The following is a 23,923-nucleotide window of genomic DNA, read 5'->3' as shown; positions in this document are numbered from 1 at the left end:
TTTTTAACTGTACAACTTCATCTGTTTTATAGTCTCCTCATCTATTTGTAAATTTCTGTTTTTTAGCTTTTCCATAACTTTATTTTTTCTCTCTTCATTTAAGTTTTGCCCTACTTTTATCTTACAACTTTGAGTTTCAATCTTTAACTCTATAATTGTTGTTTTATCAAGCATTTTTGTATACATTGCTTTATCATAAGCAATTTCTTCAAAACTATCTTCTTTTTGAAACTTTTTCATCAAAGCATTTAAAACTTCTGCTTTTTTATATCCATCTTCTATAAATTTTAATTTCCCTTCAATTAAAACTGAAGCAAAAAACTGAGTTGCAGGACAAGCAGCCATCGTATCACTAAAATATGAAGGGATAAATGAGTAAGGTTTTACTACTAAAAAAGCTGCATTCGGATTTGAGTTTATAGCCTCAATTTTTTTCCCTTCTTTTGCTCCATGAAAGAAAATCGAGTTTTCAAAAAATACAAAATTCAAAGCTACAACATAAGGTTTCCCCTCACTTATAAGACTTAAAGTTCCATATTCACAAGTTTGTAGAATCTCATTTATGCTATTTTCATCTTTTACATCAAACTCTTTTCTTCTCATTTTTTTCCTTTTTAAGTAATTATTCGTATAATATCAATATTTTGTACCTTTAAAAAGATACAATTTTTACTTTTTTTATAAGGACAGTTATGTATAAATTTAACAATTATTCACCCCTTTATATTCAACTTTATGAACAATTAAAAGATGAAATCAAAACAAAATTAAAAGCTGGTGAAAAACTTCCTTCAATTAGAAAAATATCAAGTGATTATAAACTTAGTAAAACAACTGTTCAAACTGCCTATAATCAACTCTACGCAGAAGGATATATACAAAGTAGAGAAAAAAGTGGTTATTTTGTTTGTGAAGAGATTTTTGAAAAATTTGATACTAAACTAGAAAATGAAAAAGAAGAAATAAAAGAAAATAGTAATTATAAAATAGATTTTTTTCCTGCAAGCCTTGATATAAACTCTTTCCCTAAAAAAATTTGGCTAAAACTTTATAATAAAGTGGTAAAAGAAGATATTAATTATGGAGTATATTTTGAAAAACAAGGGATTATTCAATTAAGAGAAGAGTTACAAAAATATCTATCTTCTTCAAGAGCTGTTTTATGTAACCAAGAACAAATCATTATTACAAGTGGATTTAGTGATAGTCTATTTTTAGTATCAACTATTTTAAAAAAACTTTCAAATAAAATAGCAATAGAAGCTCCTTGTTATAATGTTGCAAAAGAGATTTTTGAACTTTTTTCTTTTGAAATAGAAAGAATTCCAGTAAATACAAATGGTTTAGATTTATCCTTTTTAGAAAAAAGTTCTTCAAAAGCCATATATATAACACCTTCCCATCAATTTCCAACAGGTGTTACAATGCCTATTTCAAATAGATTAAAACTTTTAAATTGGGCAAAAAAGAGTAATGCTTTTATTATAGAAGATGATTATGATAGTGAACTAAGTTATTATAATCGCCCTATTCCATCTTTACAAGGATTGGAAAACAATAATGTAATTTATCTTGGTACTTTTTCAAAGGCTTTGTCTCCTGCTTTAAGAATATCATATATTGTTTTACCAAAACAATTATTAGAGATTTATCATCAAAACTTTAATTTCAGATTTTCACAAGTTCCTATTGATATTCAAAAAACTTTAACACTATTTTTAAAAGAGGGATATTGGGAAAAACACTTAAGAAAAATAAGAAATTCAAATAGAAAAAAACATAATCAAATGAAAGAGTATTTAAAAGAGTATTTAAAAGATGAAATAGAAATTTTAAGAGAAGGAAGTGGATTAAATCTTCTGATAAAACCACTTATAACTCTTGATTTAGAAATACTTGAAAAAATTGCCAAACAAAAAGGAGTAAAAATATATTTTAAAGAATTTTTTAATTTAGAAAAAGTAATAGCTTTAGGATTTGGTGGTTTTGAAGAGTTTGAGATAAAAAATGCAATAAAAACTTTTAGTGAAATTTGGTTTGAAACTAAAAAAAAGAACCTTTTAGATAAACTATCGAAAAATAATTCTAATAAATTTTGAGGGAAGAATGAAATATAAAATATTTGTAGATGGACAACACGGAACTACTGGATTAAAAATCCATGAGATGTTAGAAGGAAGAGAAGAAATAGAACTATTAAGTATAAAAGAGGAAGAAAAAAAAGATTTAAACAAAAGAAAAGAGCTTTTAAATAATGCTGATTTAGTTTTTTTATGTCTTCCTGATGCTGCTTCTATTGAATCAGTTAGTTTAATCACAAATGATAATGTAAAAGTAATAGATGCAAGTACAGCTTTTAGAACTAATCCTGCTTGGACTTATGGAATTCCTGAAATAACACCAACTCAAAGAGAAAAAATCAAAAATTCAAAAAGAGTTTGTGTTCCTGGATGTCATGCAAGTGGATTAATTATTGCTATGAAACCTCTAATCGTAAATGGTATTTTAGCAAACTCTCATAAACTAATTTGCCACTCAATTACAGGTTTTAGTGGTGGAGGGAAAGCTATGATTGATGATTATGAAAATGGAAAATTTGAAGATATTGGAGGTCAAAGACCTTATGGACTTGCTCTTAATCATAAACATCTTCCTGAAATGAAATATGTTTTAGAATTAGAAGAAGCTCCACTATTTACTCCAAGTGTTGGAAACTTCAAACAAGGTATGCTTGTAATGAGTTATTTAGTTAAAAAAGAGTTCAAAAAAGCTGTTTCAAAAAAAGAGATTTTAGATTTATATAAAGATTATTATAAAGATGAAACTTTTGTAAAGATAATTGAAGATAATGATTCATATCTTGATGCAGGACTTTTAAATCCAATGAAATGTAACAATACAAACAGTTTAGAGATTTCTGTTTATGAAAACGCTACTGATATGGTAGTTATTTCAAGACTTGATAATCTTGGTAAAGGTGCAAGTGGAGCTGCTGTTCAATGTATGAACATTATGTTAGGACTTGAAGAATCTAAAGGTTTAAACTCAAGAAAAAACTAGAAGTTAAAACTTCTAGTTTTTATCTAATTTATAAATCAATTACCATCGCGATTTCATCACAAATTGGGAAATGTTTACATCTAATACAATCTGCCCAGATTTTATGCTCAGGTATCTCTTCTTTTGAAATTTCTCTAAAACCACAACTTTCAAAAAAACCTTTTTCATAAGTTAAAGATAAAAGTTGTTTTATTCCATACTCTTTTGCTTCATTTATACAGGCTTCTACAAGTTTTTTCCCAAGTTTTAAACCTCGAAACTCTTTTCCAACAACTAAACTTCTTACTTCTGCTAGTCTTGGAGAATGAATATGAGTTGCTGTAAAACCTGCTAATTTTCCATCAACTTCAACAACCGTATAAGAACGAATTGTTGTTGCCATTTCATCTTCAGTTCTAAGTAAAATTTTTCCTTTTTCAACCTCTTCTTTTACTAATGCTTGCATTAGAGGTATATCAGCTACAGTTGGTTTATAAAATCTAATTTCCAAATAAATATCCTGTAATTTTATTTTGAAGGTCCATTATACCTCTTTTTTTAAGGTTTGATATAAAAATACCCTCTGGATAAACTCTTTTTAATTGAGCTAAATCATTTTGTTTTAATTTATCTGTTTTTGTAAAAGCATGAACAATTATTTGGTCACCTCTTTTAATCTCATTTAAAAATTCATCAACATTTTTATCAATCTCAAGTTCTGGATGTCTTGCATCTATTAAATGTACAAAAATCTGTAAATTTGGTCTTAACTGTAAATATTCAGTTAAATTTCTATTCCATTGAGCTTTTAAACTTTTTGCAACTTTTGCATAACCAAATCCTGGTAAATCTACAAATCTTGAATAAATATAAGGCATCTCTTCATTATCTGTTTTAAATTTAATCTCAAAATAGTTTATTAACTGTGTTTTTCCTGGTGTAGAAGAAGATTTAGCTAAACCACTTCTATTTGTTAATGTATTTAAAAGTGAAGATTTCCCCACATTTGAACGCCCTAAAAATGCAACTTCTGCTACATTTGGAGCTGGAGAATCATTTACACTTTGTGCAGATTGCAAAAACTTTGCATCAACTATTTTCATTGATTTGTTCCTTTATCTTCGCCACGGTCAACATTTATTATAAATCTAACTGGTTTGTTTTCACTACCTTTTACTTTAGCTTCACCACTTATTTGATTTACATAAATTGTATCACCGTAAACTTTTCTATCATCATTTTTTTCTTGTAAAAATCCATTTCCAATAATTGTATATTCTTGTTTTTGAGGAGAATAAATTATTTTGTCACCATTACCAATATAGTGTTTATCTTTAGTAACAATCTCAAAATCAGCTTTACCTGTAGCTTCATATTTTAATGGTACTTTTTTATTATCTTTATCTGTAGTAAAATATACATCAACTTTATTTGCATTTAATTTATCTTGTCCCATTTTTATTTTTACATTTCCTGTAAAAATTGAGATTCCTTTTTTATCATCTGCTTGAAAATCTTGCGCATCAATTACTAAAGTTTCAGTTTGTGCAAATAAAAGTGTAGAACATAATAGAGTTCCAATTAAATATTTCATTTTTTTCCTTTTAAATTTTTATCAACATCTATTTCAAAATGTGCATTTTTTGCAGTAATATAATCATTATTTATATCTAAATATAAATTTGTACCTTTAAAAAAATGTGTATTATATATACTTTCAAAAGGTTTACTATTTTTTGCAATTTTCTTTATATCGTCATAAATTAACTCATTTGTATCAACTTTTATAAAATTATCTCTTTTATATTTTACATTGTTTGTTAAAGTATAAACATCGCCTTTTTTTACAATTAAATCAGCTTTTAAATTTTCACTGTTAAAATCTTTTGTAGGGTCTTGATTTTTTAAAGTAATATTAGCATTAAACATTTCATCTCTTTTTTCATATTTAACTGCTTGGTCTGCAATAATAATTCTATGTACACTTTTATCATCTAATGTATACATTATTGGTTTTTCAAAAACAACTAAAGGTAAATCCTTTTCAGCTGTATTCTTTTTTAAATTATTAACTGGAATAAAATATGAAACCGTTGCTATAAATAAAAGAGCAATTACAAAAGATTTTATACCCATGCGTTTAAAAAGTCCTCTTCTAATCCATCTTCTTTAAAAATGTATTCAAGCATTTCTCTTACTGCTCCATTTCCACCACTATTTTTACAAACTACATGTACAAAATCTTTTAAATAGTGTGTTCCATTTGCAGGCGTAAATGAAAGTCCCACTTTTTTTAGCATATTATAATCATTTAAGTCATCACCAATAGCAGCAACTTGATTCCAAGTTAAGCCCTCTTTTTCAAGGATTTTTTCTAAAACTTCTTGTTTATTTTTAACACCTTGATGTAAATGAGTTATATTTAACTCTTTTGCTCTTTTTTCTACAATAGAAGAGTTTCTTCCTGTGATTATTGCAGCCTTTTTACCAAAGTTTTTTGTCCAAACAGCTATTGCTAAACCATCAGCAACATCAAATGATTTTGTCTCTTCACCTGTTGAAGTATAAGAGATTTTACCATCTGTTAAAGTTCCATCAACATCTAAAACAATTAATTCAATCATAAAACACCTTTTGTACTTGGAATTCCTAGTTTTTCATTTTTTACTAATGCTCGTCGTAATGCAACAGCAAAAGCTTTAAAAGAAGCTTCTAAAATATGGTGTTTATTTCTTCCTCTATCTTGTATAATATGTGCTGTAATTCCTGCATTTCCTACAAGTGCATGAAAAAATTCTTCAACAAGTTCAACATCAAACTCCCCTACTTTTCCACTTACATTTACTTCATAAACTAAATATGGTCTATTTGATAAATCTAAAGCACAAGTTGTAGCTGCTTCATCCATAACAACTGTTGCATTTCCATATCTTTCAACGGCAGTAATTGGAAAAATTGCTTTTTTTAAAGCTTGACCTAAAACTATTCCACAATCTTCAACAGTGTGGTGAGCATCTATGTGTAAATCACCTTCACAGCTTAGTTCAATATCAATTCCACTATGTTTTGATAAAGCTTCTAACATATGATCAAAAAATCCAACACCTGTTTTGATATTAGATTTACCACAACCGTCTATTTGTATTTTACATTTAATATCTGTTTCTTTTGTTTTTCTATTAATTTCTACCATTTTAATTTCCTATTTAATAACCATTGCATTAGTTAAACCATTAGAATTTTTAAATCTTTGAGCTTCATCATAACTTTTGAAACCTTTTATAAATACTTTATATAAAGTTTTCCCATTTACAAATACTTTTTCACTCTCAACTTTGTTTGAACTAAACTTCCTTTGGTAATCACTTACTGTTTTTTGAGCACCTTCTATTTTACTAAATGCTCCAACTTGAAGACTGTAAATTCCAGTTGAAAGAGGAGTGGTTTTAGGTTTATTGTTTACAACAGGTGCTTTATTTACAATTGGTGTTTTTACTGTTGTTTTTGCAACAACAGGTGTTCCTACTGTTGGAATTGTAACATTTGTTGTTGTAATTTTATCCTCTTTTATATCTAAAGGTTCAAGTACATCTATTTTTTCTACTTGGTTTGAAGGTTTTACTTCATTTTGGGCAAGTTCTGTATAAGGTGCATTTTTATTTTCAATTTCACCATTATATCCAAGAACTGTGATTCTTACATTTGCAGTTCCCTTTCTTACCATATCAATTTCATTTGCTGCTTTATTTGATAAATCAATAATTCTTCCTTTAACAAAAGGTCCTCTATCATTTACTCTTACAATAATTGATTTTCCATTATCTAAGTTTTCAACTCTTAAAACTGTATTCATAGGTAAAGTTTTATGAGCTGCTGTCATATCATACATATTATAAACTTCTCCATTTGAAGTTTTTTTAGAATGAAAATCAGGTCCATACCAAGATGCAATCCCTTCAAATCTATCTCCAATATTTGCAATAAATGGATAATATTTTATACCAAATACACTATATGGTCTCATTGTATATTTATGCATCTCTTTTGAATTATTTATTTTTGAATTTTTCGTATCTTTATAAAATTTCATATAATCATCACTATAATTTTTTTGCGAACAACCCGTAAACAAAAATAGAGTTGAGAATCCAAAAAACAAACTATATTTCACACTACTTATAAATTTCAATTTTCTCTCCTACTTTTATCAAATTACTCTTTTTATTATTGTCAGCTTTTAACTTTTTAGCATCAATATTATATTTTTTTGCTATTGATAAAAAAGAGTCTCCTTTTTTAACAGAATAAATTATTGGTTCTTTTTTTGTTGTAACTTTTTTTGTTTGTTGCTCTTTTTTTTGCTTCTCTTTTGTAGTTACATTTGTTTTAACTTCTTTTTTTACTTCATTTACAACTGGTGCTTTAACCATCATTATTTTTTGATTATAAATTTCTACTTTATCATGTGGTATATAAATATTATAAAGTTTTGAATCAGTTGGCAAAGCCTCTTTTTTTATATGTTTATTAATACTTCTAAATTCATTATAATTCATTCCAATGATATTTGCCAATGATTTTAATTGTAAACCTTTATGAGCTTTTACTTTTTCTAATTGATATTTACTTTTTTTATCTATACTTTTAAATAAATCTCTATTTGCTATCATTGAAAATGCAATTATTTTTTGAATATATACTAAACTAGAATCAGGAATATAATCGTTAGCTTTATTATTTTTAACTATATAAGAGAAACCCAAATTACCATTTCTTTTTCCTAATTGATTATATATTTCATATAAATCACTTAAACCACTTTTATTTTTTTTATATTCTGCTAGATAATTTTTATAGATTCTTATTGTTGAATCTTCCGATTTGCTTGGATTTTCTTCTAAATATTTATCTAAAGATGCTTTTGCCATTCCATAGATAACTCTTCCTTCTCCACAGTTATATGCCAAAAGTGCTAAATACCATTTATCTAATTTTTTATAATATCTTTTTAAATAACTACTTGCAGCAGTTGTTGATTTTACTAAATCTAATCTTTCATCAATAAACTCATCATTTCTTAGTTTAAGATTAGTTGCTGTTTGTGGCATTATTTGCCAAATTCCAGCAGGATTTTTTTTACCATTGATTTGATTTGAAAAACTTGATTCAAGCATTGGTATAAAAAAAACTGATTGAGGTAAGTTTTCATTTTCAATCTCTTCACGTACAATTTGAGCATTTAAAGATGATTTTTTTAAGATATTATTGTAATAAGTTATATTTTGGTTTGATGAATACTCTTTTAATATTGATTGAAAAGATGGTTCATTTATAAAAGAAGTTTCTATATCTAAATCTTTTAAAACTTTTAAATCTGTTTCTTCTGTAAAATTTGCTAAGAGATTATTTATTAAAATAAGTATTATAAAAAAAATTTTATTCAAAAAGTCCTCTTTTCTTAATATAAGCTAGATTATATCTAAGAAAGACTAGAAAACTCTTTAAATAATTTTTTAGCATTATTTGTAGTTAAATTTTGAATCTCTTCATCACTAATTTCTAATAATTCAGAGATCTTTTTTGATACAAAAACTGTATAAAAAGGCTCATTTCTTTCACCTCTGTGAGGATGTGGAGTAAGATATGGAGCATCAGTTTCAATCAATAATTTATCTTTTGGAATTTTAGGCAAAATTTCTACTAATTTTTTTGCATTTTTAAAAGTAAGAACTCCACCTATTCCAAAATAAAAGTTATGTTCAGCTAAAGGTAATAAATGTTCACTTGCATTAAAACAGTGTAAAACACCACCTACTTCTTTTGCATTATAATCCATCAAAATTTGTCTTGAATCATTTGAAGCATCACGAATATGAATAATTAAAGGTTTTTTTACTTTTTTTGCAAACTCTATTTGAGCTATAAAAACCTCTTTTTGTTTTTTTATGTTTGCAAGTTTTTTTTCTTCGTCTTCAGGCAGTCTAAAATAATCTAATCCACATTCACCAATAGCGATACATTTTGGATGAGTTACATATTTTTCCATCATCTCTTCATTGTACATATCTATATCATAAGGATGAATTCCAACAGCAAAAAAAACTTCATCATATTTTTCAGCTAATTCAACTGCTTTTGGTAAGTCATTAAAATCAGCTCCAGGGATTAAAAATCCCTTTACACCGTGGTTTAATGCATTTAAAATTACACTATCTATATCTTCATAATATTGTTTGTTGTCTAAATGACAATGAGTATCTATAATTATTTTTAATCCTTAATTACGATAAAAATCTTTTATTTACTAAGTTAATAATATTATTTATTTGTGAAATATCACTTGATTTAATCCAAGCATCAATTCCAAAATTTTTAAATGCATCATAATCACTCTCATCTTCAATAACAGCAATTGATACAAATTTTTCTTTACAAATTTTTGACTTATTCTCTTCAAATTCAAATATTGAGTCTATATTTAAAATTACAATATCAGCTTCACCACTTGTACCTGTATGAAAATACTCAACAGTAAATTCAGGATTAAACAAAGATTCATCAACTTCACAGAATGTCACAATTTTCATATTACCACCTTCGTATTTTAATTAATTATTCTATCTAAAAGATTATTAAATTATAAGATATACCTTGCTGTATCAACATTATCAACTATATCATCTAATTTATTTGAAACTAACTCTTTAGTAACAATTACTTTTGTACCTTTTTTTTCATCAGCTTCAAAAGAGATATCTTCAATAACTTTTTCAATAACTGTATGTAATCTTCTAGCACCTATATCTTCAGTTTTTTCATTTGCTGTAACTGAATATTTAGCAAATGCTCTTATTGCTTCATCATCAAATTCTAACTCTACACCTTCAACTTCTAAAAGAGCTTGATACTGTCTTAGAAGTGAATTTTTAGTATTTGTTAATATTTTATATAAAGCATCTTCATCTAAAGATTCTAATTCCACTCTTAAAGGAAATCTTCCTTGAAGTTCAGGAATTAAATCACTTGGTTTTGAAACATGAAAAGCCCCAGCAGCAATAAATAAAATATGGTCTGTTTTTATTTGTCCAAATTTTGTTTGAACGCTACTTCCTTCAACTATTGGAAGTAAATCTCTTTGAACTCCCTCTTTTGATGGATCTTGACCATTATTTTTTTTACCTGAAGCAATTTTATCTATTTCATCTAAGAAAATAATTCCACCATTTTCACATCTTTTTAAAGCTTCAACTTTTATAGCTTCTGTATCAAGTAAACTTTCACTTGCTACGCTTCTTAATAAAACTTTTGCATCTTTAATTAAAACTTCTTTTTTAACTGTATCTTTATTTAATCCACCAAGCATTTTATTAAGGCTTTCTTGCATAGAACTCATATCAAAAGGCATTGATGAATCTAAAATTTCAATATGTGCTTTTTTAGGAATTTCAATTTCAATTTTTTTATCATCTAAAGAACCATCAAGAAGTTTCTTTTCCATTGTGTTATAAGTTTTAATAAATGACTCTTTTGCACTTTCACTTGCAGTTTCAGGAAGTGGAGGAACTAATTTTTCAATTATTTTTCTATTTACTTCCTCATCAATTTTATCTTTGATTTTTTCTTCAAATTCTCTTGTAACTAAATTGATTCCTTCATATACTAAATCTCTAATCATAGATTCAACATCTCGACCTACAAACCCAACTTCAGTATATTTACTAGCTTCCACTTTAACAAAAGGTAATCCCATCATTTTTGCAAGTCTTCTTGCTATTTCAGTTTTACCAACTCCAGTACTTCCAATCATTAAAATATTTTTAGGCATTATCTCTTCTTGAAGTTTTGGTTCAACCATCATTCTTCTATATCTATTTCTAAGAGCCAATGCTATTGTTTTTTTTGCATTTTTTTGCCCAATGATATAATCATCTAAATAAGCAACTATCTGCTTTGGTGTCATATCCATATTTTATTAATCCTCTAATTTCAATATTTTTATATTTTGATTTGTATAAATACAAAGTTCACCAGCAATCATTAAAGACTCTCTTACAAGTTCTTCTTCATCTAAAGTAGAATGTTTTGCTAAAGCACGAGCTGCACTAATTGCAAAATTTCCACCACTTCCAATTGAAGCTATGCTACCATCTTCTGGTTCAACAACATCACCATTTCCACTTAAGATAAATATTTTTTCTTTATTTAAAACTATCATCATAGCTTCAAGACGTCTAAGAACTTTGTCTTTTCTCCACTCTTTTGAAAAAGCAATTACAGATTTTAGTAAATCTCCTTTGCAAGCTTCTAAATGTCCTTCAAACATATCAAAAAGATTAAAAGCATCAGCTGTACTTCCTGCAAATCCTGCAAGAATTTGGTCTTTATATAAAGTTCTAATTTTTGTGGCATTACCTTTTAAAACTGTATTTCCAAAAGTAACTTGACCATCTCCACCAATTACTGCTTTATTTTTACCTTTGTATGCAAGTATCGTTGTAGCATCAAACATTAATTATTCTCCAATTATGTCAACTTTTAAAGTTGCATGAATTGCGTGTCCTAATTTACAATCTATTTCATAAATTCCAATAGTTTTAATTTTTTTATCTAAAGAGATATTTTTTTTATCTAATATGATAGAAAATTGTTTTTCTAACTCTTCACTAACTTCTTTGTTTGTAACTGAACCAATTAAATTTCCATTTGCTCCAAGTTTATGTTTAATAGTTAATTTAGTTGCATTTAATTTTTCAGCTAACTCTTTTGCGTTTGCTATTTCTTGTTCTTCTTTTAAAGCTAATTTTTTTTGTTCTGATTTCCATCTATTTAGTACTTCTGTAGTTGCATGTAAAGCTAAGCCTTTTCCAATTAAAAAATTTTTTCCATATCCATCAGCTACTTCTTTAATCTCTCCAGCTTTTCCTAAACTTTTTACATCTTTTGTTAATAATACTTTCACAATAACTCCATTCTATTTTAATTAATTTTATTTTACTATATTTTTTTTAAATGCTTCTAAAGAACAATTTTTACAGCTCTTTAGCTTTTAAATTTGTTTTTATTTTTCTTTTTTTAACATAATTATTCAATCCTATATGATTGTTATAACCTAATAATTTTGAAATTTTACGTACACTTAATCCAACACTTAAAAGCTCTTCAATTTTATCTCTTTGTAAATCAAATTTAGATTTTTGGATTGTTCCTTTTGGTTTTCCTAAAGCCATTCCATCAAGTTTTTTTGCAGTTAATGCTTCTTTGGTTCTTAAACTCATCAACTCTTTTTCTAAACTTACTGTCATTGAAATAACTCCTAAAATCATTTGAGTTAACATATCTTTATCATCTAATAAATCAAGATTCTGTTCAACTATAATAATTCTGATTTTATTTGTTAATAAAAATTTTACAATTTCTAATATTGTTTCAATTGTTCTTCCAAAAACATTTAGATTTGAAACAATTATTGTTGAATTTTTTTCACAATTTTTAAGAAGTTCTAAAATATTTTTTTCTTCACTTGGAGTACTGATAGTTATTTCAATATTCTTAAAAACTTGTAGATTTTGTTTAGTTACATATTTTTCTATCAACTCAATTTGTTCTTGAGTATATTTTTCATTATTTTCATTTTTTCTTACATAAGTAAAAATTTTTGACATAAAAAATCCTTTTACATAAAGTAAATTAAAAATATTTTATATTAAACAATCTGTTTAATTTTTATATATTATATTTATACAAAATGTTATCACTTGTAAGATTAATTTCAACTTATAAATAACTATAAAAATCAACTATTAAAAGTACGATTGAATTAAAAGTTTTTTTTTGCTATTATCAATCCTCATATATTAAAATTAAAGGTTTTTCTTGAGAATAACTGTAGCTATTTCTGGGGCTAGTGGTACTAATCTTGGTTTAAATTTCATCAAATATTTACCCAAAGAGATTGAGGTGTTTGTTGTATTCTCAAAAAGTGCAAAAAGAGCTTTAAAACTTGAAAATAATATCTCAATAAATGAATTATTTAAAGAGAATGAAAATATTACAGTCTTTAAAGATTCAAATATTGGTGCAAGTATTGCATCAGGCTCATTCAGAGTTGATAAAATGATCATTCTTCCTTGTTCTATGAATACATTAGCAAAATGTGCTGTAGGAATTTCTGATTCACTAATTACAAGAGCTTTTACAGTTATGTTAAAAGAAAAAAGAGATATTGTCATTGCACCAAGAGAGATGCCATTAAGCACTATTGCATTAAAAAATATGTTAACACTTTCTAAACTAGGAGTTACTATTGCACCTCCAATTTTGGGTTACTATAGTAGTCAACAAAGTTTAGAAGATATGGAAAAATTTTTAATTGGAAAATGGTTTGATTTATTAAAAATTGAAAATAATTTATATAAAAGATGGAAATAAGAAATGTCAAAAGAGGTTAATACTACTATGAATTCATATAAAAAAGCCATATACAGTGGTACTTTCGATCCTATTACAAATGGGCATTTAGACATCATAAAAAGGGCAGCAAATATCTTTGATGAAGTGATTATTGCTGTTGCAAAAAGTGAGCTAAAAAAACCTATGTTTTCCCATGAACAAAGAGTTCAATTTGTAAAAGCTGCAACTGAAAATATTCAAGGTGTTAGTGTTTTAGGTTTTGATACTTTACTTGTAGATTTAGCGATAGATTTAAAAGTAAATACTATTATTAGAGGATTAAGAGCTGTTTCAGATTTTGAATTTGAATTACAAATGGGTTATGCAAATTCATCAATAAATAAAAAAATTGAAACTTTATATCTTATGCCAACTTTAGAAAATGCTTTTGTTAGTTCAACAATTGTAAGAGAAATTATAAGATTTAATGGAAAATTTGAACATTTAGTTCCACCAAGAGTTGTAGAATGTATGTCGTTATAGAAGGTATTGATACAGCTGGAAAATCTACACAACTTGAATTATTAAAAAAGAAATTTCCAAAAGCAACATTTACAAAAGAACCAGGTGGAACTCCAATTGGAATAAAACTAAGAGAAATGGCACTTGGTGGTGAAGCAAAATCAAAAATTGCAGAGATGTTTTTATTTTTAGCAGATCGTGCAGAGCATATTGAAGAAGTTATAAAAAATAATGAAAATAAAATAGTAATTTCTGATAGATCAATGATTTCAGGAATTGCTTATGCAAATCAACTTGATATTGATAAATTAGTAGAATTAAATTTAATAGCAACAGATAATACACTACCTACTCATGTTATTTTACTTGAATTAACTCCAAAAGAACTAAAATATAGATTATCTTTAAAAGATAATGATTCAATAGAATTAAGAGGAATTGATTATTTGATAAACATTCAAAATAGAATGAAAGAAACAATAAAAAAACTAAATATAAATCATATTTTTATAGATGCAAGTTTAAAAATTGAAGAAATAGAGAAAAAGATAGAGGATTTTATAAATGCCAACTAATGAAACAAAAAATATAAAAACTATTCAAAGTCTAAGAGGTATGAAAGATATAGTAAATGAAGAGAGTTCTTTATTTACATATTTTGTAGAAAATGCTTCAAGAATTGCAAAAAATTATGGATTTTCGTATATCGAAACTCCCCTTTTAGAGGAAACAGCTTTATTTAAAAGAAGTGTTGGAGAAAGCTCTGATATTGTAAATAAAGAGATGTATCAATTCATCGATAAAGGTGAAAATGACGTTTGTTTAAGACCAGAAGGAACAGCAGGAGTTGTAAGACACTTTGTTGAGAAAAAACTTGACCGTGCAGGTGGAAACTATAAATGGTATTATTATGGTCCAATGTTTAGATATGAAAGACCTCAAAAAGGAAGACTTAGAGAATTTCACCAATTTGGTTGTGAAGTATTTGGTATAGATTCAGTTTATGAAGATGCAAATATTATTATTATGATAAAAGAAATCCTTGAATTTTTCGGAATTGGATTTACTTTAAAACTTAATTCTCTTGGTTGTAAAGAGTGTATGCCTCCGTATAAAGAAAATCTAGTTAAACATTTAACAACTTTTAAAGATGAACTTTGTGAAGACTGTAATAGAAGGATTTTAACTAATCCAATTAGAGTTTTAGATTGTAAAAATGAAAAATGCCAATTATTATTACACAATGCTCCAAAAATTACAACTAGCTTATGTAACTCTTGTGACAGTGATTTTGAAAAATTAAAAGAGATTTTAGATTTTAACAATATCTCTTATGAAGTTGATTCAAATCTAGTTAGAGGATTAGATTATTATAACAAAACTGCATTTGAATTTGTAAGTAATGAAATCGGAGCTCAAAGTGCAATAGCTGGTGGTGGAAGATACGATAGATTAGTTGAGTTTTTAGGTGGAAAATCAACTGCTGGAATTGGATTTGCTATAGGAATTGAAAGATTATTAGAACTTGTAAAAATGCCAGAATGTAACCAAGATGTGATATACATTGGTGCGCTAGATGAAAATTCTTTAAATACTGTGCTAAAAGTTGCAAATCAAAAGAGAAAAACAACAAAAACTTTAGTAGAATACGCGCCACGAAGTTTTGGAAAACATTTTGGAATAGCTGAAAAATTAGGAGCAAATATTGTTGCTTTAATTGGTGAAAATGAGCTAAAAAATGGAACAATTTATATAAAAAACTTAAAAACAAAAGAAGAATCAAATTTAAAATTAGAGGAATTTTAACAGTGAAAAACAATTATGGTATAGATATTTGGAGTGATGGTAATTTTATTATTGAAAATGGTGTAGCAAAAGTTAATTTTGATTGTAAACCTTCATTAATCTCTATTGTAAAAGATATAAGAAAACAAGATTTTAAAGGACCTTTACTATTAAGATTTCCTCATATCACAAAAAAACAAATTAAAACACTATTTAATACATTTAATGCGAGTATTAAAGAGTACGACTATAAAGGAAAATTCAATGCAGTTTTTCCTTTAAAAGTTAATCAATTACCAAACTTTATTCATCCCTTAGTAAGTGCAGGAAAAAAATATAATTATGGATTAGAAGCTGGAAGTAAAGCTGAACTTATTATTGCTATGACATATAATAATATGGGAAGTCCTATTACAATTAATGGATTTAAAGATAAAGAGATGATTCATTTATGTTTCATTGCAAAAAGCATGGGACATAATATTACGATTATTATTGAAGGTTTAAATGAACTTGAAATGATTATTGAAGTTGCAAAAGAGACAAAATTAGAATCACCAAATATTGGATTAAGAGTAAGACTTCATAGTGGTGGAAGTGGATTATGGGCAAAAAGTGGAGGAATTAACTCTAAGTTTGGTCTAACATCTACTGAAATTTTAGAAGCTTATGAATTAATGGAAGAACATGATTTAGTAAAATATTTAACAATGATTCACTTCCATATTGGTTCAGCTATGAATTCAATCAAACCTCTAAAAAAAGCTTTAAGAGAATCTGGACATATTTATGCAGAGTTAAAAAATCTTGGAGCAATGAATTTAACATCAATTAATATTGGTGGAGGATTAGCTGTTGAATATAGTGCTTATGAAAGAACAAGATTCTACTCACTTTCAGAGTTTGCAAATGATGTTGTGTTTACATTAAAAGAGATTGCAAAACAAAAAGGTGTTGATGAACCAAATATTTTCACTGAATCAGGAAGATTTATTAGTGCTGCTTCAACTGTTTTAATTACTCCTGTTCTTGAGTTATTCTCTGCTGAATATGAACTTGACCATTTAAAATTAAAAGAGAAAAATCCACCTTTAATTCAAGAGTTATTTGATTTATTTAGAGATATGACTAAAAAAACAGCTTATGAGTTCATGCATGATAGTATTGACCATATGGAATCTCTTTTAACTCTATTTGATTTAGGTTATATTGATTTACAAGATAGATCAAATGCTGAGATTTTAACACATCAGATTATCAAAAAAGCAATTTCATTACTTCAAATTGATGATTATGAAGAGTTAAAAAAACTTGATGAAAATATTCAAGAAAAATATCTATTAAACTTCTCTTTATTCCAATCACTTCCTGATTATTGGGGAATTGACCAAGAGTTTCCAATAATGCCAATAACTCATCTTGATAGAAATCCTACAAGAAGTGCTTCTTTATGGGATATTACTTGTGATAGTGATGGTGAATTACCATTTGATATCAAAAAACCTTTATATTTGCATGATGTAAATCTAAATAAAGAAGATTATTTTATTGGATTCTTTAATGTTGGAGCTTATCAAGACACTTTAGGAATGAAACATAACCTTTTCTCTCATCCAACAGAAGTAAATGTTGTATTTAAAGATGATGAAGTAATTTTAGAAAAAGTACTTGAGTCTCAAAAAATCATAGATATATTAGAAGATATAGATTATGATACAGATGAAATAAGAAAAATTTTAAGTAAAAACTTATCAAAAGATATTTATCAAGTATTAGAAAAATATCTAAATGAAAATAGTTATCTTAAAACTATATGGAGTTATTATGACGAATGATGAAACAAATAATAAAGAAATTATCTCTTTATGGCAACAGATAAAAGAGGATTTTTCTGTTCCAAAATTAAATGACCCTGCACTAGATTCAAATGTAGAATTATTTTTTAATTATCCTGGTGTTTGGGCTATTGTAAATCATAGAATTGCAAATAGATTATATAATAGTGGTTGGAAAAGATTAGCAAGAGCTCTTGTAGGAATTGGTTCAATTTTTACAAAAACAGATATTCATCCAGCTGCAACTATTGGAAGAAGAGTATTTATAGACCATGCAATTGGAGTTGTTATTGGAGCAACTGCTATTGTTGAAGATGATGTTTTAATTTATCAAGGAGTAACTCTTGGTGGAGTTAGTTTAAATAAAGGTAAACGTCATCCAACTATTAAATCAAATGTTGTAATTGGAAGTGGAGCAAAAGTTTTAGGAAATATTACTATTGGTCAAAACTCAAAAATTGGAGCAAATTCAGTTGTAGTTTGTGATGTTCCTGAAAATTCAACTGCTGTTGGAGTTCCTGCAAAAATTATAAAAAGAGATAATAAAAATTGTAAATTAGCCCATGGAGATTTACCTGATATCAATAAAGAGATGTTCAAATATCTACTTGAAAGAATCCATGTTCTTGAAGTTGCTTTAAAAGAAGAAGATGGAATTGATGTTAGTGAAAAAGATGAAAAATTAGAATCAGATTATAACAATTTTATTGAAGCTATGAATTCAATTAAAAAGAACTAATTTTGACTTTAGAATTATTTGCTTTTGGTGTTATTACTGGATTTTCTTCTGGTTTTTTTGGAATTGGTGGTGGAACAATATTAGTTCCAATGCTTTTAATGGTTGGTTTTGTTATGAAAGAAGCTGTTGCTATTTCAATTATGCAAATGGTTTTCTCTTCTATTTATGGCTCTTTTTTAAATATAAAAAAAGCTGCATATGTTATAAAAGATGGGGCTATTTTAGGAATTGGTGGTTCAATTGGAGGAATGATAAGTGGATATATTGTTCCTAATTTATCAAATGAATCACTTCAATACCTTTTTATTGCGATTTTAATATTTTCGATTATTAGAATTTTTTATTCACCAGCTACTCAAATAAACCAAAAACAAGAAGCTAATAAATTTGTATTATTATTAATTGGTGCAGGTATAGGTATTCTTGCTATGAGTATTGGAGTTGGTGGTTCTATTTTATTAACACCTATTTTAGTTGGTTTTTTAAAATATGATTTAAAAGCAGCAACTGCTCTTGGCTTATTTTTTGTAATTTTTTCTTCAGTTGCAGGATTTATTTCTACTTCATTAAATGGAGAGATGTTATTTTTTGAAGGTGCAATTATTGGTATTGGTTCACTAATTGGAGTATATTTTGGAATAAAAGTTAAAGATATGACAAAAGCTACTTCTTACAAAAAATATGTACTACTTTTAAATATTTTTGTTTTAATAATTATGATTTATAAGACTTTTTAGTCTTATAAATTTTTTTGTTCTCTTAATTTATCTTTTTTACTTTTTCTTTTACCCTTTATAGGAGCATTTCCTTTTTCTTTTTTTATTGGTTTTCCAATTAATTCAAAACCTTCAATTTGTTCTTTTTCTAGTTTTATATTACATCTTTTTTCTATCAAAGCAAAATGTTCAAAATCTTCTAATCCTATAAATGATATAGCACTTCCACTTTTTCCTGCTCGCCCTGTTCTTCCAATTCGGTGTATATAATCAGCTGTTGCTCTTGGTAAATCATAATTTACAACACAACTTATATCATCCACATGAAGTCCACGAGCTGCAATATCTGTGGCAAATAAAATCTTTATTTTTTTATTTTTAAAATCTTCAATTGTTTTATTTCTTTCATCTTGAGTTAAATCAGCATGAAATGAAGAGGCATTAAATCCATATTTTCTAAATTTTGAAGCTATATTGTCACAAGCTCGTTTATTTGCCATAAAAACTAAAATCTGCTCCCAATCATTTGTAGATACAAGCTGTCTTAAAAGTGGACTTCTATTTTCTATATTTACAGTTATTACCCTTTGTTCAATTTTTTGAACAGTTGGTGTTTCATCAATAGATATTTCAATAGCTTTTTTTGTAATCTTTGAAATGATATTTTTTACTTTTAAAGGATAAGTTGCAGAAAAAAGAAGATTTTGTCTAGTTTTTGGAACCATTTCTAAAAGAGTATCTAACTCTTGTTCAAATCCTAAATCAAGCATTTTATCTGCTTCATCTAAAACCAAAAACTCTAATTTTGATAAATCTAACTGTTTTTTATCTAATATATCAACTAATCTTCCAGTAGTTGCAACAACTATATCACAACCTTTTTGAATCTCTAAAAGTTGAGTTGAAATACTCTCTCCTCCAATAACACTTACAATTTTTGGCTTTTTATTTAAGTATTTAGAAAACAGAGAAAAAGTTTGAGAAATCTGCAAAGCTAGTTCTCTTGTTGGAGTTAAAACTAAAACTTTTACTTTAGCTTTTCCTTCATAATTTTGTTTTGAAAAAAGTTCTAAAATAGGTAAAACAAAACTAGCAGTTTTTCCACTACCTGTTTGAGCTTTAGCCATAACATCTTTTTTTTGTAAAACAAGAGGTATAACTTTTTCTTGAATTGGTGTTGGATTTCTATAATCACACTCTTTTAAACTTTTGTTTAATTCTTCTAAAGTGATTAGTTCTGAAAATGGCATATAAAAAATCCTTTTTTTTAATTTTGTAATTTTATGATTATTTACCTTTGTTTGAAGATAGATTATCAAATCTCTATTTTTACTTTTAGTTTCTATACTATATAATTCCAAAAAAATTTTACAAAAGGCTTACAAATCGAAAACTCCATTTTACAAATAAAACTTAGTTTATTTTCTGTTTATGAATTTTTATTATCTTCTTATGATGTTCCTGTTTGGCTATTACTGATTATCTCAATTTTAGCTTTAATTTCAATTTTTAAATTTTTTATCTATCTTCAAAATCGTTCAAAAATAGAATATTTAAAATATATTGAAGATAATATTTACAATGCAAAATGGAAATGGAAATGGTCAAAAGGTAAAATTGTAGATTTACAATGTTACTGTCCAACTTGTGATGCAGTTTTAGTTTATGATGATACGTCACACACAAAACCAACTGAATTACTAAAAACTGAATTTATATGTGAAAATTGTAATTCTCAAATCGTTTCAACAATACATGGTGGAAATAAAAACTATGCAATTAACGCAGTAAAAAGAGAGATTGAAAGACGCGTTAGAACTCAAGAGTATAAAACAAGTATTAAAGATAATTAATACTTGTTTCTTTTTTAAATTTTAATCTAAAAGTTTTTTAGAAGTATCATAAACCAATTCATAATAGTTATTGTTGTTATAAGAAAACTCTTTTATAACTTCAAGTCCTATTTTTTTAGTATGAGCTATATAAGACCTTTGATTTATTTTATTTATGAAAGTTACTAAAATAGGAAATCTTTTTGCCATATTAATTCTTGCAAAATCAAAAAGTTTTTCTAAAACTTTTTTTCCTCTGTACTCTTTATCCACACAAACTGGTCCATATTGGTATGAATTTTTTGTAGTTAATTTTTGTCCTATATATTCTAAATTTTCTAAATCTTCTATCATATAAACAAACATTGGCCATCTTGACCAGAAATCCCAACATGCACTCATCACATATGCAATTACTCTTTCATTTTCAACTGCAATAAATAAACCTTGCTCTTTTGTTATCAAATCAATCATTTGCTCTTTTGTAAAAGCAGTTGTTATAAATCCATCTTTTTTATCTTCTTCATTTATTGTATCTATTTGATATTTTGCATGTAACTCTAAAACTTTTTCTATATCATCTATTGTTGCTATTTTAAAATTCATATTTTTCCTAATTGTTTTTTTATTAGATAATTTAATATACCACCATATTTAAAATATAAAAGCTCTAGTTTATTATCAAGTCTTGATAAAACTTTTAGATATTTTACCTCATCAGCTTTTTTTATTTCTATTTCAAATTTTGAATTTATTTTTAAATCTGTTGTTTTAATAGTTATTAATTCATCACCTTTTAGCTCTTTTAAATCATCTTCGATTAATTCAAGAGGTAAAATCCCTACTTTTATCAAATCTTCTTTAAAATTCTTCTCAAATGATTTTGCTACTATTACTTTTATACCTAAAAGTTTTAAACCTTTAATTGCTTGAATATTATTATATGAAGTTGCAAATTTTTTGTTTGATAAGATAACCAATGGTTTATTTTGATTTTTCATTTTTTGTGCATATTCATAAATAGTAACTATCTCTTTATTTTCAAAATCTTTTGTGTATCCACCCTCTTTTGGAAATACTATTTTATTTTTTATTTTACTTGTTGAAAATAGACCTCTTTTTAAAACCTCAACATCATCATATCTTTTTTCATAAGTTCCAAATTGGTCTGGTTTTAATCCTATTGATTCAAGATAAAATCCAACTTGAGTATATGGCGTTATCTCTCCATAAGGTACTATATCTTTTGTAGTTATCTCTTCATCAAAAATTGCCAATATTTTTGCTTCATTTATATTTATGTACTCTTCTTCTTTTTCTTCAAACATATCTAATATTTTTTTATCAAAAGAGATATCTTTTAGATTTTCAATAGTCTCTTTTTTCATATAGATATCTTTATATTTATTTTGATAACAAGAAGAATCTATACTTAGTAACTTATTATTTACTTCATTTGTACTAGGCCATATATCACTTAAACAAATATCTTGATATATAGTATCTTTAGTTATATCAAAATTTATATTTCCTTTTAAACTATACGCTAATACTAAAGCTGGTGACATAATCCAAGAAGATTTTATTTTACTATTAATGTTATTCTCATCTAAAGAAGATATAGATACAACATTTAGGTTAAACTCTTCTATGTCCAAGATTAGTTCTTCATTTAACTCTTTTGAACTCTCTATTACTATTTTTATACCTAAATACTCAAAATATTTTAACAAGTCTAGTTTTTCTAAATACTCTTTTATTTGTAAAGAGTTTAATTCAAAAAATATTTTTATGTTTTTATTTATCTTTACATCTAATTCATAAGCTTTTTTTGCAACTAAACAAGCTTCTATCAAAAGTGTTAAGCTTGAATTTGATGATATAGTTGCTATTAAGATATCATTGTCTTTTACTACTCTTCCTTTTTTAAAAGAATCAAGTTTTAAAGGTACATCTTTTACTTCAATTCTTTCAAATCCTTTTTTATAAACTATTGAGGGTTTAATTGTTGAAAGATTAAATCTTATGTATTCATCGTAAGTTAAATCTTGATTATCATACATACCTTGTTTGATAAAATACTCTTTTATCAATGTTGCATCAACTCCTCTTGTTTTTTCCACATAAGAAAGAGTATTTTCATCCATTCCAAAATATCCACAAACTGCACCAAACTCTATAATTGCATTTGATAGAGTAACTCTATCTTCTATACTGATATTTTTTAAACCTATTCCATAAAATTCAACTATCTTGTTTTTTATATCACTTATTTTTAATGTCTCTATTAAGGCATTTACAATATCACTTATACTTACACCCAAAGTTATATTTCCAAATAACTCTATTCCTACAACACTTGGAAACTCTAAAATTATTGGTGAACCTAATATTGCAGATTTTATATCTATCTCATTTAGTTTTATTCCTAATATTCCTATAGAGTTTGTCATACTAACTTGAGTATCAGTTCCAACTAAAGTTTCTGGAAATAAAAATATATTATTATCTTTTTGTCTTGAATATAACATTGTTGATAAATATTCTAAATTTATAAGTGTAAAATCTTGATTATTTGAAGAGATTACAGAAAAATTTTCAAATCTTGCTAATGCTGATTTTAAGATATTAGACTTTTCTTTTTCATCTTTATTATCAACTACAATTAAATCTGTTGTAATAGTTGGATTTATATTTTGATATTTTTCTTTCAAAGGAAGAAACTCTTTTAAAATTGATATTCCAAAGTTATCATTTATAACAACTCTATTTGGGAAAAATCCAATTTTTCTAAGATTATCTCTTTTTAAAAAAGTTTCTAATATGTAATTGTATTCGCTCTCATTTACATTTCTTATATTTGTTTCTAATAAAATTTTTAAAGAGTTTGGTAATTTTCTTAAAATAGGATATTTTTCAAAAACTCTTTTTAAATCATAGTAATGATAGCTTTTTTCATTAAATACAAAACTATTTACAAACTTACTCAAAACTATTCCTTTTTAAAATTTCAAAATATAAAAATATCTAAATTATCTTTAATAATTTAATAAAGTATTGTAAAAA

At 26.2% G+C, this 23,923-nt stretch carries 27 protein-coding genes; 9 read left to right on the top strand and 18 right to left on the bottom strand.

Going from position 1 to position 23,923, the window contains the following annotated elements; all coding sequences use genetic code 11:
- Nucleotides 1-3: 3 nt before the first annotated feature.
- Entirely contained in the window at nucleotides 4-603 is a 600-nt protein-coding gene (locus AELL_RS05635) for a pyridoxamine 5'-phosphate oxidase family protein (protein WP_118917008.1), read from the bottom strand.
- Nucleotides 604-692: 89 nt separating this feature from the next.
- Between AELL_RS05635 and pdxR the strand changes: the two genes are divergently transcribed.
- Together pdxR and argC are read left to right on the top strand one after the other, a co-directional pair.
- Entirely contained in the window at nucleotides 693-2,099 is a 1,407-nt protein-coding gene (gene pdxR, locus AELL_RS05630) for a MocR-like pyridoxine biosynthesis transcription factor PdxR (protein WP_118917007.1), read from the top strand.
- A 7-nt stretch (nucleotides 2,100-2,106) separates the two neighbouring features.
- Nucleotides 2,107-3,060: an N-acetyl-gamma-glutamyl-phosphate reductase gene (gene argC / locus AELL_RS05625; RefSeq protein ID WP_118917006.1), complete on the top strand. Its 954-nt coding sequence runs from the start codon at nucleotides 2,107-2,109 to the stop codon at nucleotides 3,058-3,060.
- 28 nt (nucleotides 3,061-3,088) lie between these two features.
- On the opposite strand, the gene AELL_RS05620 is transcribed toward argC, so the two are convergent.
- The 14 genes from AELL_RS05620 to AELL_RS05555 all read right to left on the bottom strand — a co-directional run bounded on the left by AELL_RS05620 (nucleotide 3,089) and on the right by AELL_RS05555 (nucleotide 12,701).
- Entirely contained in the window at nucleotides 3,089-3,550 is a 462-nt protein-coding gene (locus tag AELL_RS05620; protein ID WP_118917005.1) for an N-acetyltransferase, read from the bottom strand.
- Nucleotides 3,540-4,142: a ribosome biogenesis GTP-binding protein YihA/YsxC gene (gene yihA, locus AELL_RS05615; protein ID WP_118917004.1), complete on the bottom strand. Its 603-nt coding sequence runs from the start codon at nucleotides 4,140-4,142 to the stop codon at nucleotides 3,540-3,542. Before yihA ends, AELL_RS05620 begins: the two co-directional genes overlap by 11 nt.
- Complete coding sequence (gene lptA, locus AELL_RS05610) at nucleotides 4,139-4,633, bottom strand: lipopolysaccharide transport periplasmic protein LptA (RefSeq protein WP_118917003.1); 495 nt, start codon at nucleotides 4,631-4,633, stop codon at nucleotides 4,139-4,141. Before lptA ends, yihA begins: the two co-directional genes overlap by 4 nt.
- Nucleotides 4,630-5,175 (bottom strand): LPS export ABC transporter periplasmic protein LptC, encoded by a 546-nt coding sequence (gene lptC, locus AELL_RS05605; RefSeq protein WP_118917002.1) that lies wholly within the window; start codon nucleotides 5,173-5,175, stop codon nucleotides 4,630-4,632. Before lptC ends, lptA begins: the two co-directional genes overlap by 4 nt.
- On the bottom strand, nucleotides 5,166-5,663 hold the full coding sequence (locus tag AELL_RS05600; RefSeq protein ID WP_118917001.1) for a KdsC family phosphatase: 498 nt from the start codon (nucleotides 5,661-5,663) through the stop codon (nucleotides 5,166-5,168). Before AELL_RS05600 ends, lptC begins: the two co-directional genes overlap by 10 nt.
- On the bottom strand, nucleotides 5,660-6,232 hold the full coding sequence (gene hisB / locus AELL_RS05595) for an imidazoleglycerol-phosphate dehydratase HisB (RefSeq protein WP_118917000.1): 573 nt from the start codon (nucleotides 6,230-6,232) through the stop codon (nucleotides 5,660-5,662). Before hisB ends, AELL_RS05600 begins: the two co-directional genes overlap by 4 nt.
- A 9-nt stretch (nucleotides 6,233-6,241) precedes the next feature.
- Complete coding sequence (locus tag AELL_RS05590) at nucleotides 6,242-7,228, bottom strand: septal ring lytic transglycosylase RlpA family protein (protein WP_118916999.1); 987 nt, start codon at nucleotides 7,226-7,228, stop codon at nucleotides 6,242-6,244.
- Nucleotides 7,212-8,483: a lytic transglycosylase domain-containing protein gene (locus AELL_RS05585; RefSeq protein ID WP_118916998.1), complete on the bottom strand. Its 1,272-nt coding sequence runs from the start codon at nucleotides 8,481-8,483 to the stop codon at nucleotides 7,212-7,214. The genes AELL_RS05590 and AELL_RS05585 overlap by 17 nt, the downstream gene beginning before the upstream one ends.
- Nucleotides 8,484-8,518: 35 nt before the next feature.
- Complete coding sequence (locus tag AELL_RS05580; RefSeq protein ID WP_118916997.1) at nucleotides 8,519-9,307, bottom strand: TatD family hydrolase; 789 nt, start codon at nucleotides 9,305-9,307, stop codon at nucleotides 8,519-8,521.
- Nucleotides 9,308-9,320: 13 nt separating this feature from the next.
- The gene (locus tag AELL_RS05575) at nucleotides 9,321-9,626 is read right to left on the bottom strand and encodes a hypothetical protein (protein ID WP_118916996.1); all 306 of its coding nucleotides are present in this window, start codon (nucleotides 9,624-9,626) and stop codon (nucleotides 9,321-9,323) included.
- Between the two features lie 50 nt (nucleotides 9,627-9,676).
- Entirely contained in the window at nucleotides 9,677-11,005 is a 1,329-nt protein-coding gene (hslU, locus tag AELL_RS05570; RefSeq protein WP_118916995.1) for an ATP-dependent protease ATPase subunit HslU, read from the bottom strand.
- 6 nt (nucleotides 11,006-11,011) lie between these two features.
- Nucleotides 11,012-11,548 carry an ATP-dependent protease subunit HslV gene (hslV, locus tag AELL_RS05565; protein WP_118916994.1) on the bottom strand — a complete coding sequence of 179 codons (537 nt, stop codon included), beginning with the start codon at nucleotides 11,546-11,548 and terminating at the stop codon, nucleotides 11,012-11,014.
- Nucleotides 11,549-11,551: 3 nt separating this feature from the next.
- Nucleotides 11,552-11,998, bottom strand: a complete 447-nt coding sequence (gene rplI / locus AELL_RS05560) for a 50S ribosomal protein L9 (protein WP_118916993.1) — start codon at nucleotides 11,996-11,998, stop codon at nucleotides 11,552-11,554.
- 70 nt (nucleotides 11,999-12,068) lie between these two features.
- On the bottom strand, nucleotides 12,069-12,701 hold the full coding sequence (locus tag AELL_RS05555; protein WP_118916992.1) for a recombinase family protein: 633 nt from the start codon (nucleotides 12,699-12,701) through the stop codon (nucleotides 12,069-12,071).
- Between the two features lie 211 nt (nucleotides 12,702-12,912).
- Between AELL_RS05555 and AELL_RS05550 the strand changes: the two genes are divergently transcribed.
- The 7 genes from AELL_RS05550 to AELL_RS05520 are packed head-to-tail and all read left to right on the top strand — an operon-like array spanning nucleotide 12,913 to nucleotide 19,046.
- Nucleotides 12,913-13,467, top strand: coding sequence for a UbiX family flavin prenyltransferase (locus AELL_RS05550; protein ID WP_118916991.1), 555 nt, complete (start codon nucleotides 12,913-12,915; stop codon nucleotides 13,465-13,467).
- Between the two features lie 3 nt (nucleotides 13,468-13,470).
- On the top strand, nucleotides 13,471-13,971 hold the full coding sequence (gene coaD / locus AELL_RS05545; RefSeq protein WP_118916990.1) for a pantetheine-phosphate adenylyltransferase: 501 nt from the start codon (nucleotides 13,471-13,473) through the stop codon (nucleotides 13,969-13,971).
- Nucleotides 13,956-14,525, top strand: a complete 570-nt coding sequence (gene tmk, locus AELL_RS05540; protein WP_118916989.1) for a dTMP kinase — start codon at nucleotides 13,956-13,958, stop codon at nucleotides 14,523-14,525. Before coaD ends, tmk begins: the two co-directional genes overlap by 16 nt.
- Nucleotides 14,515-15,756 (top strand): histidine--tRNA ligase, encoded by a 1,242-nt coding sequence (gene hisS / locus AELL_RS05535; RefSeq protein WP_118916988.1) that lies wholly within the window; start codon nucleotides 14,515-14,517, stop codon nucleotides 15,754-15,756. The genes tmk and hisS overlap by 11 nt, the downstream gene beginning before the upstream one ends.
- Nucleotides 15,757-15,758: 2 nt before the next feature.
- Nucleotides 15,759-17,570, top strand: coding sequence for a biosynthetic arginine decarboxylase (gene speA / locus AELL_RS05530; protein WP_118916987.1), 1,812 nt, complete (start codon nucleotides 15,759-15,761; stop codon nucleotides 17,568-17,570).
- A complete protein-coding gene (gene cysE, locus AELL_RS05525; protein WP_118918621.1) occupies nucleotides 17,560-18,309 on the top strand; it encodes a serine O-acetyltransferase in 750 nt (249 codons plus the stop codon). The genes speA and cysE overlap by 11 nt, the downstream gene beginning before the upstream one ends.
- Nucleotides 18,310-18,311: 2 nt before the next feature.
- Entirely contained in the window at nucleotides 18,312-19,046 is a 735-nt protein-coding gene (locus AELL_RS05520) for a sulfite exporter TauE/SafE family protein (protein ID WP_118916986.1), read from the top strand.
- Between the two features lie 2 nt (nucleotides 19,047-19,048).
- On the opposite strand, the gene AELL_RS05515 is transcribed toward AELL_RS05520, so the two are convergent.
- The 3 genes from AELL_RS05515 to AELL_RS05500 all read right to left on the bottom strand — a co-directional run bounded on the left by AELL_RS05515 (nucleotide 19,049) and on the right by AELL_RS05500 (nucleotide 23,847).
- Entirely contained in the window at nucleotides 19,049-20,275 is a 1,227-nt protein-coding gene (locus AELL_RS05515; protein ID WP_118918620.1) for a DEAD/DEAH box helicase, read from the bottom strand.
- 624 nt (nucleotides 20,276-20,899) lie between these two features.
- Nucleotides 20,900-21,463: a GNAT family acetyltransferase gene (locus AELL_RS05505; RefSeq protein ID WP_118916985.1), complete on the bottom strand. Its 564-nt coding sequence runs from the start codon at nucleotides 21,461-21,463 to the stop codon at nucleotides 20,900-20,902.
- On the bottom strand, nucleotides 21,460-23,847 hold the full coding sequence (locus AELL_RS05500) for an aconitase family protein (protein WP_118916984.1): 2,388 nt from the start codon (nucleotides 23,845-23,847) through the stop codon (nucleotides 21,460-21,462). Before AELL_RS05500 ends, AELL_RS05505 begins: the two co-directional genes overlap by 4 nt.
- Nucleotides 23,848-23,923 lie beyond the last annotated feature (76 nt).

It is taken from the genome of Arcobacter ellisii (assembly GCF_003544915.1).
In the GTDB taxonomy this organism is placed as follows: Bacteria; Campylobacterota; Campylobacteria; order Campylobacterales; family Arcobacteraceae; genus Aliarcobacter; species Aliarcobacter ellisii.
Note: the sequence above shows the minus strand (reverse complement) of the source record. Positions and strands in the feature narration are given on the sequence as shown.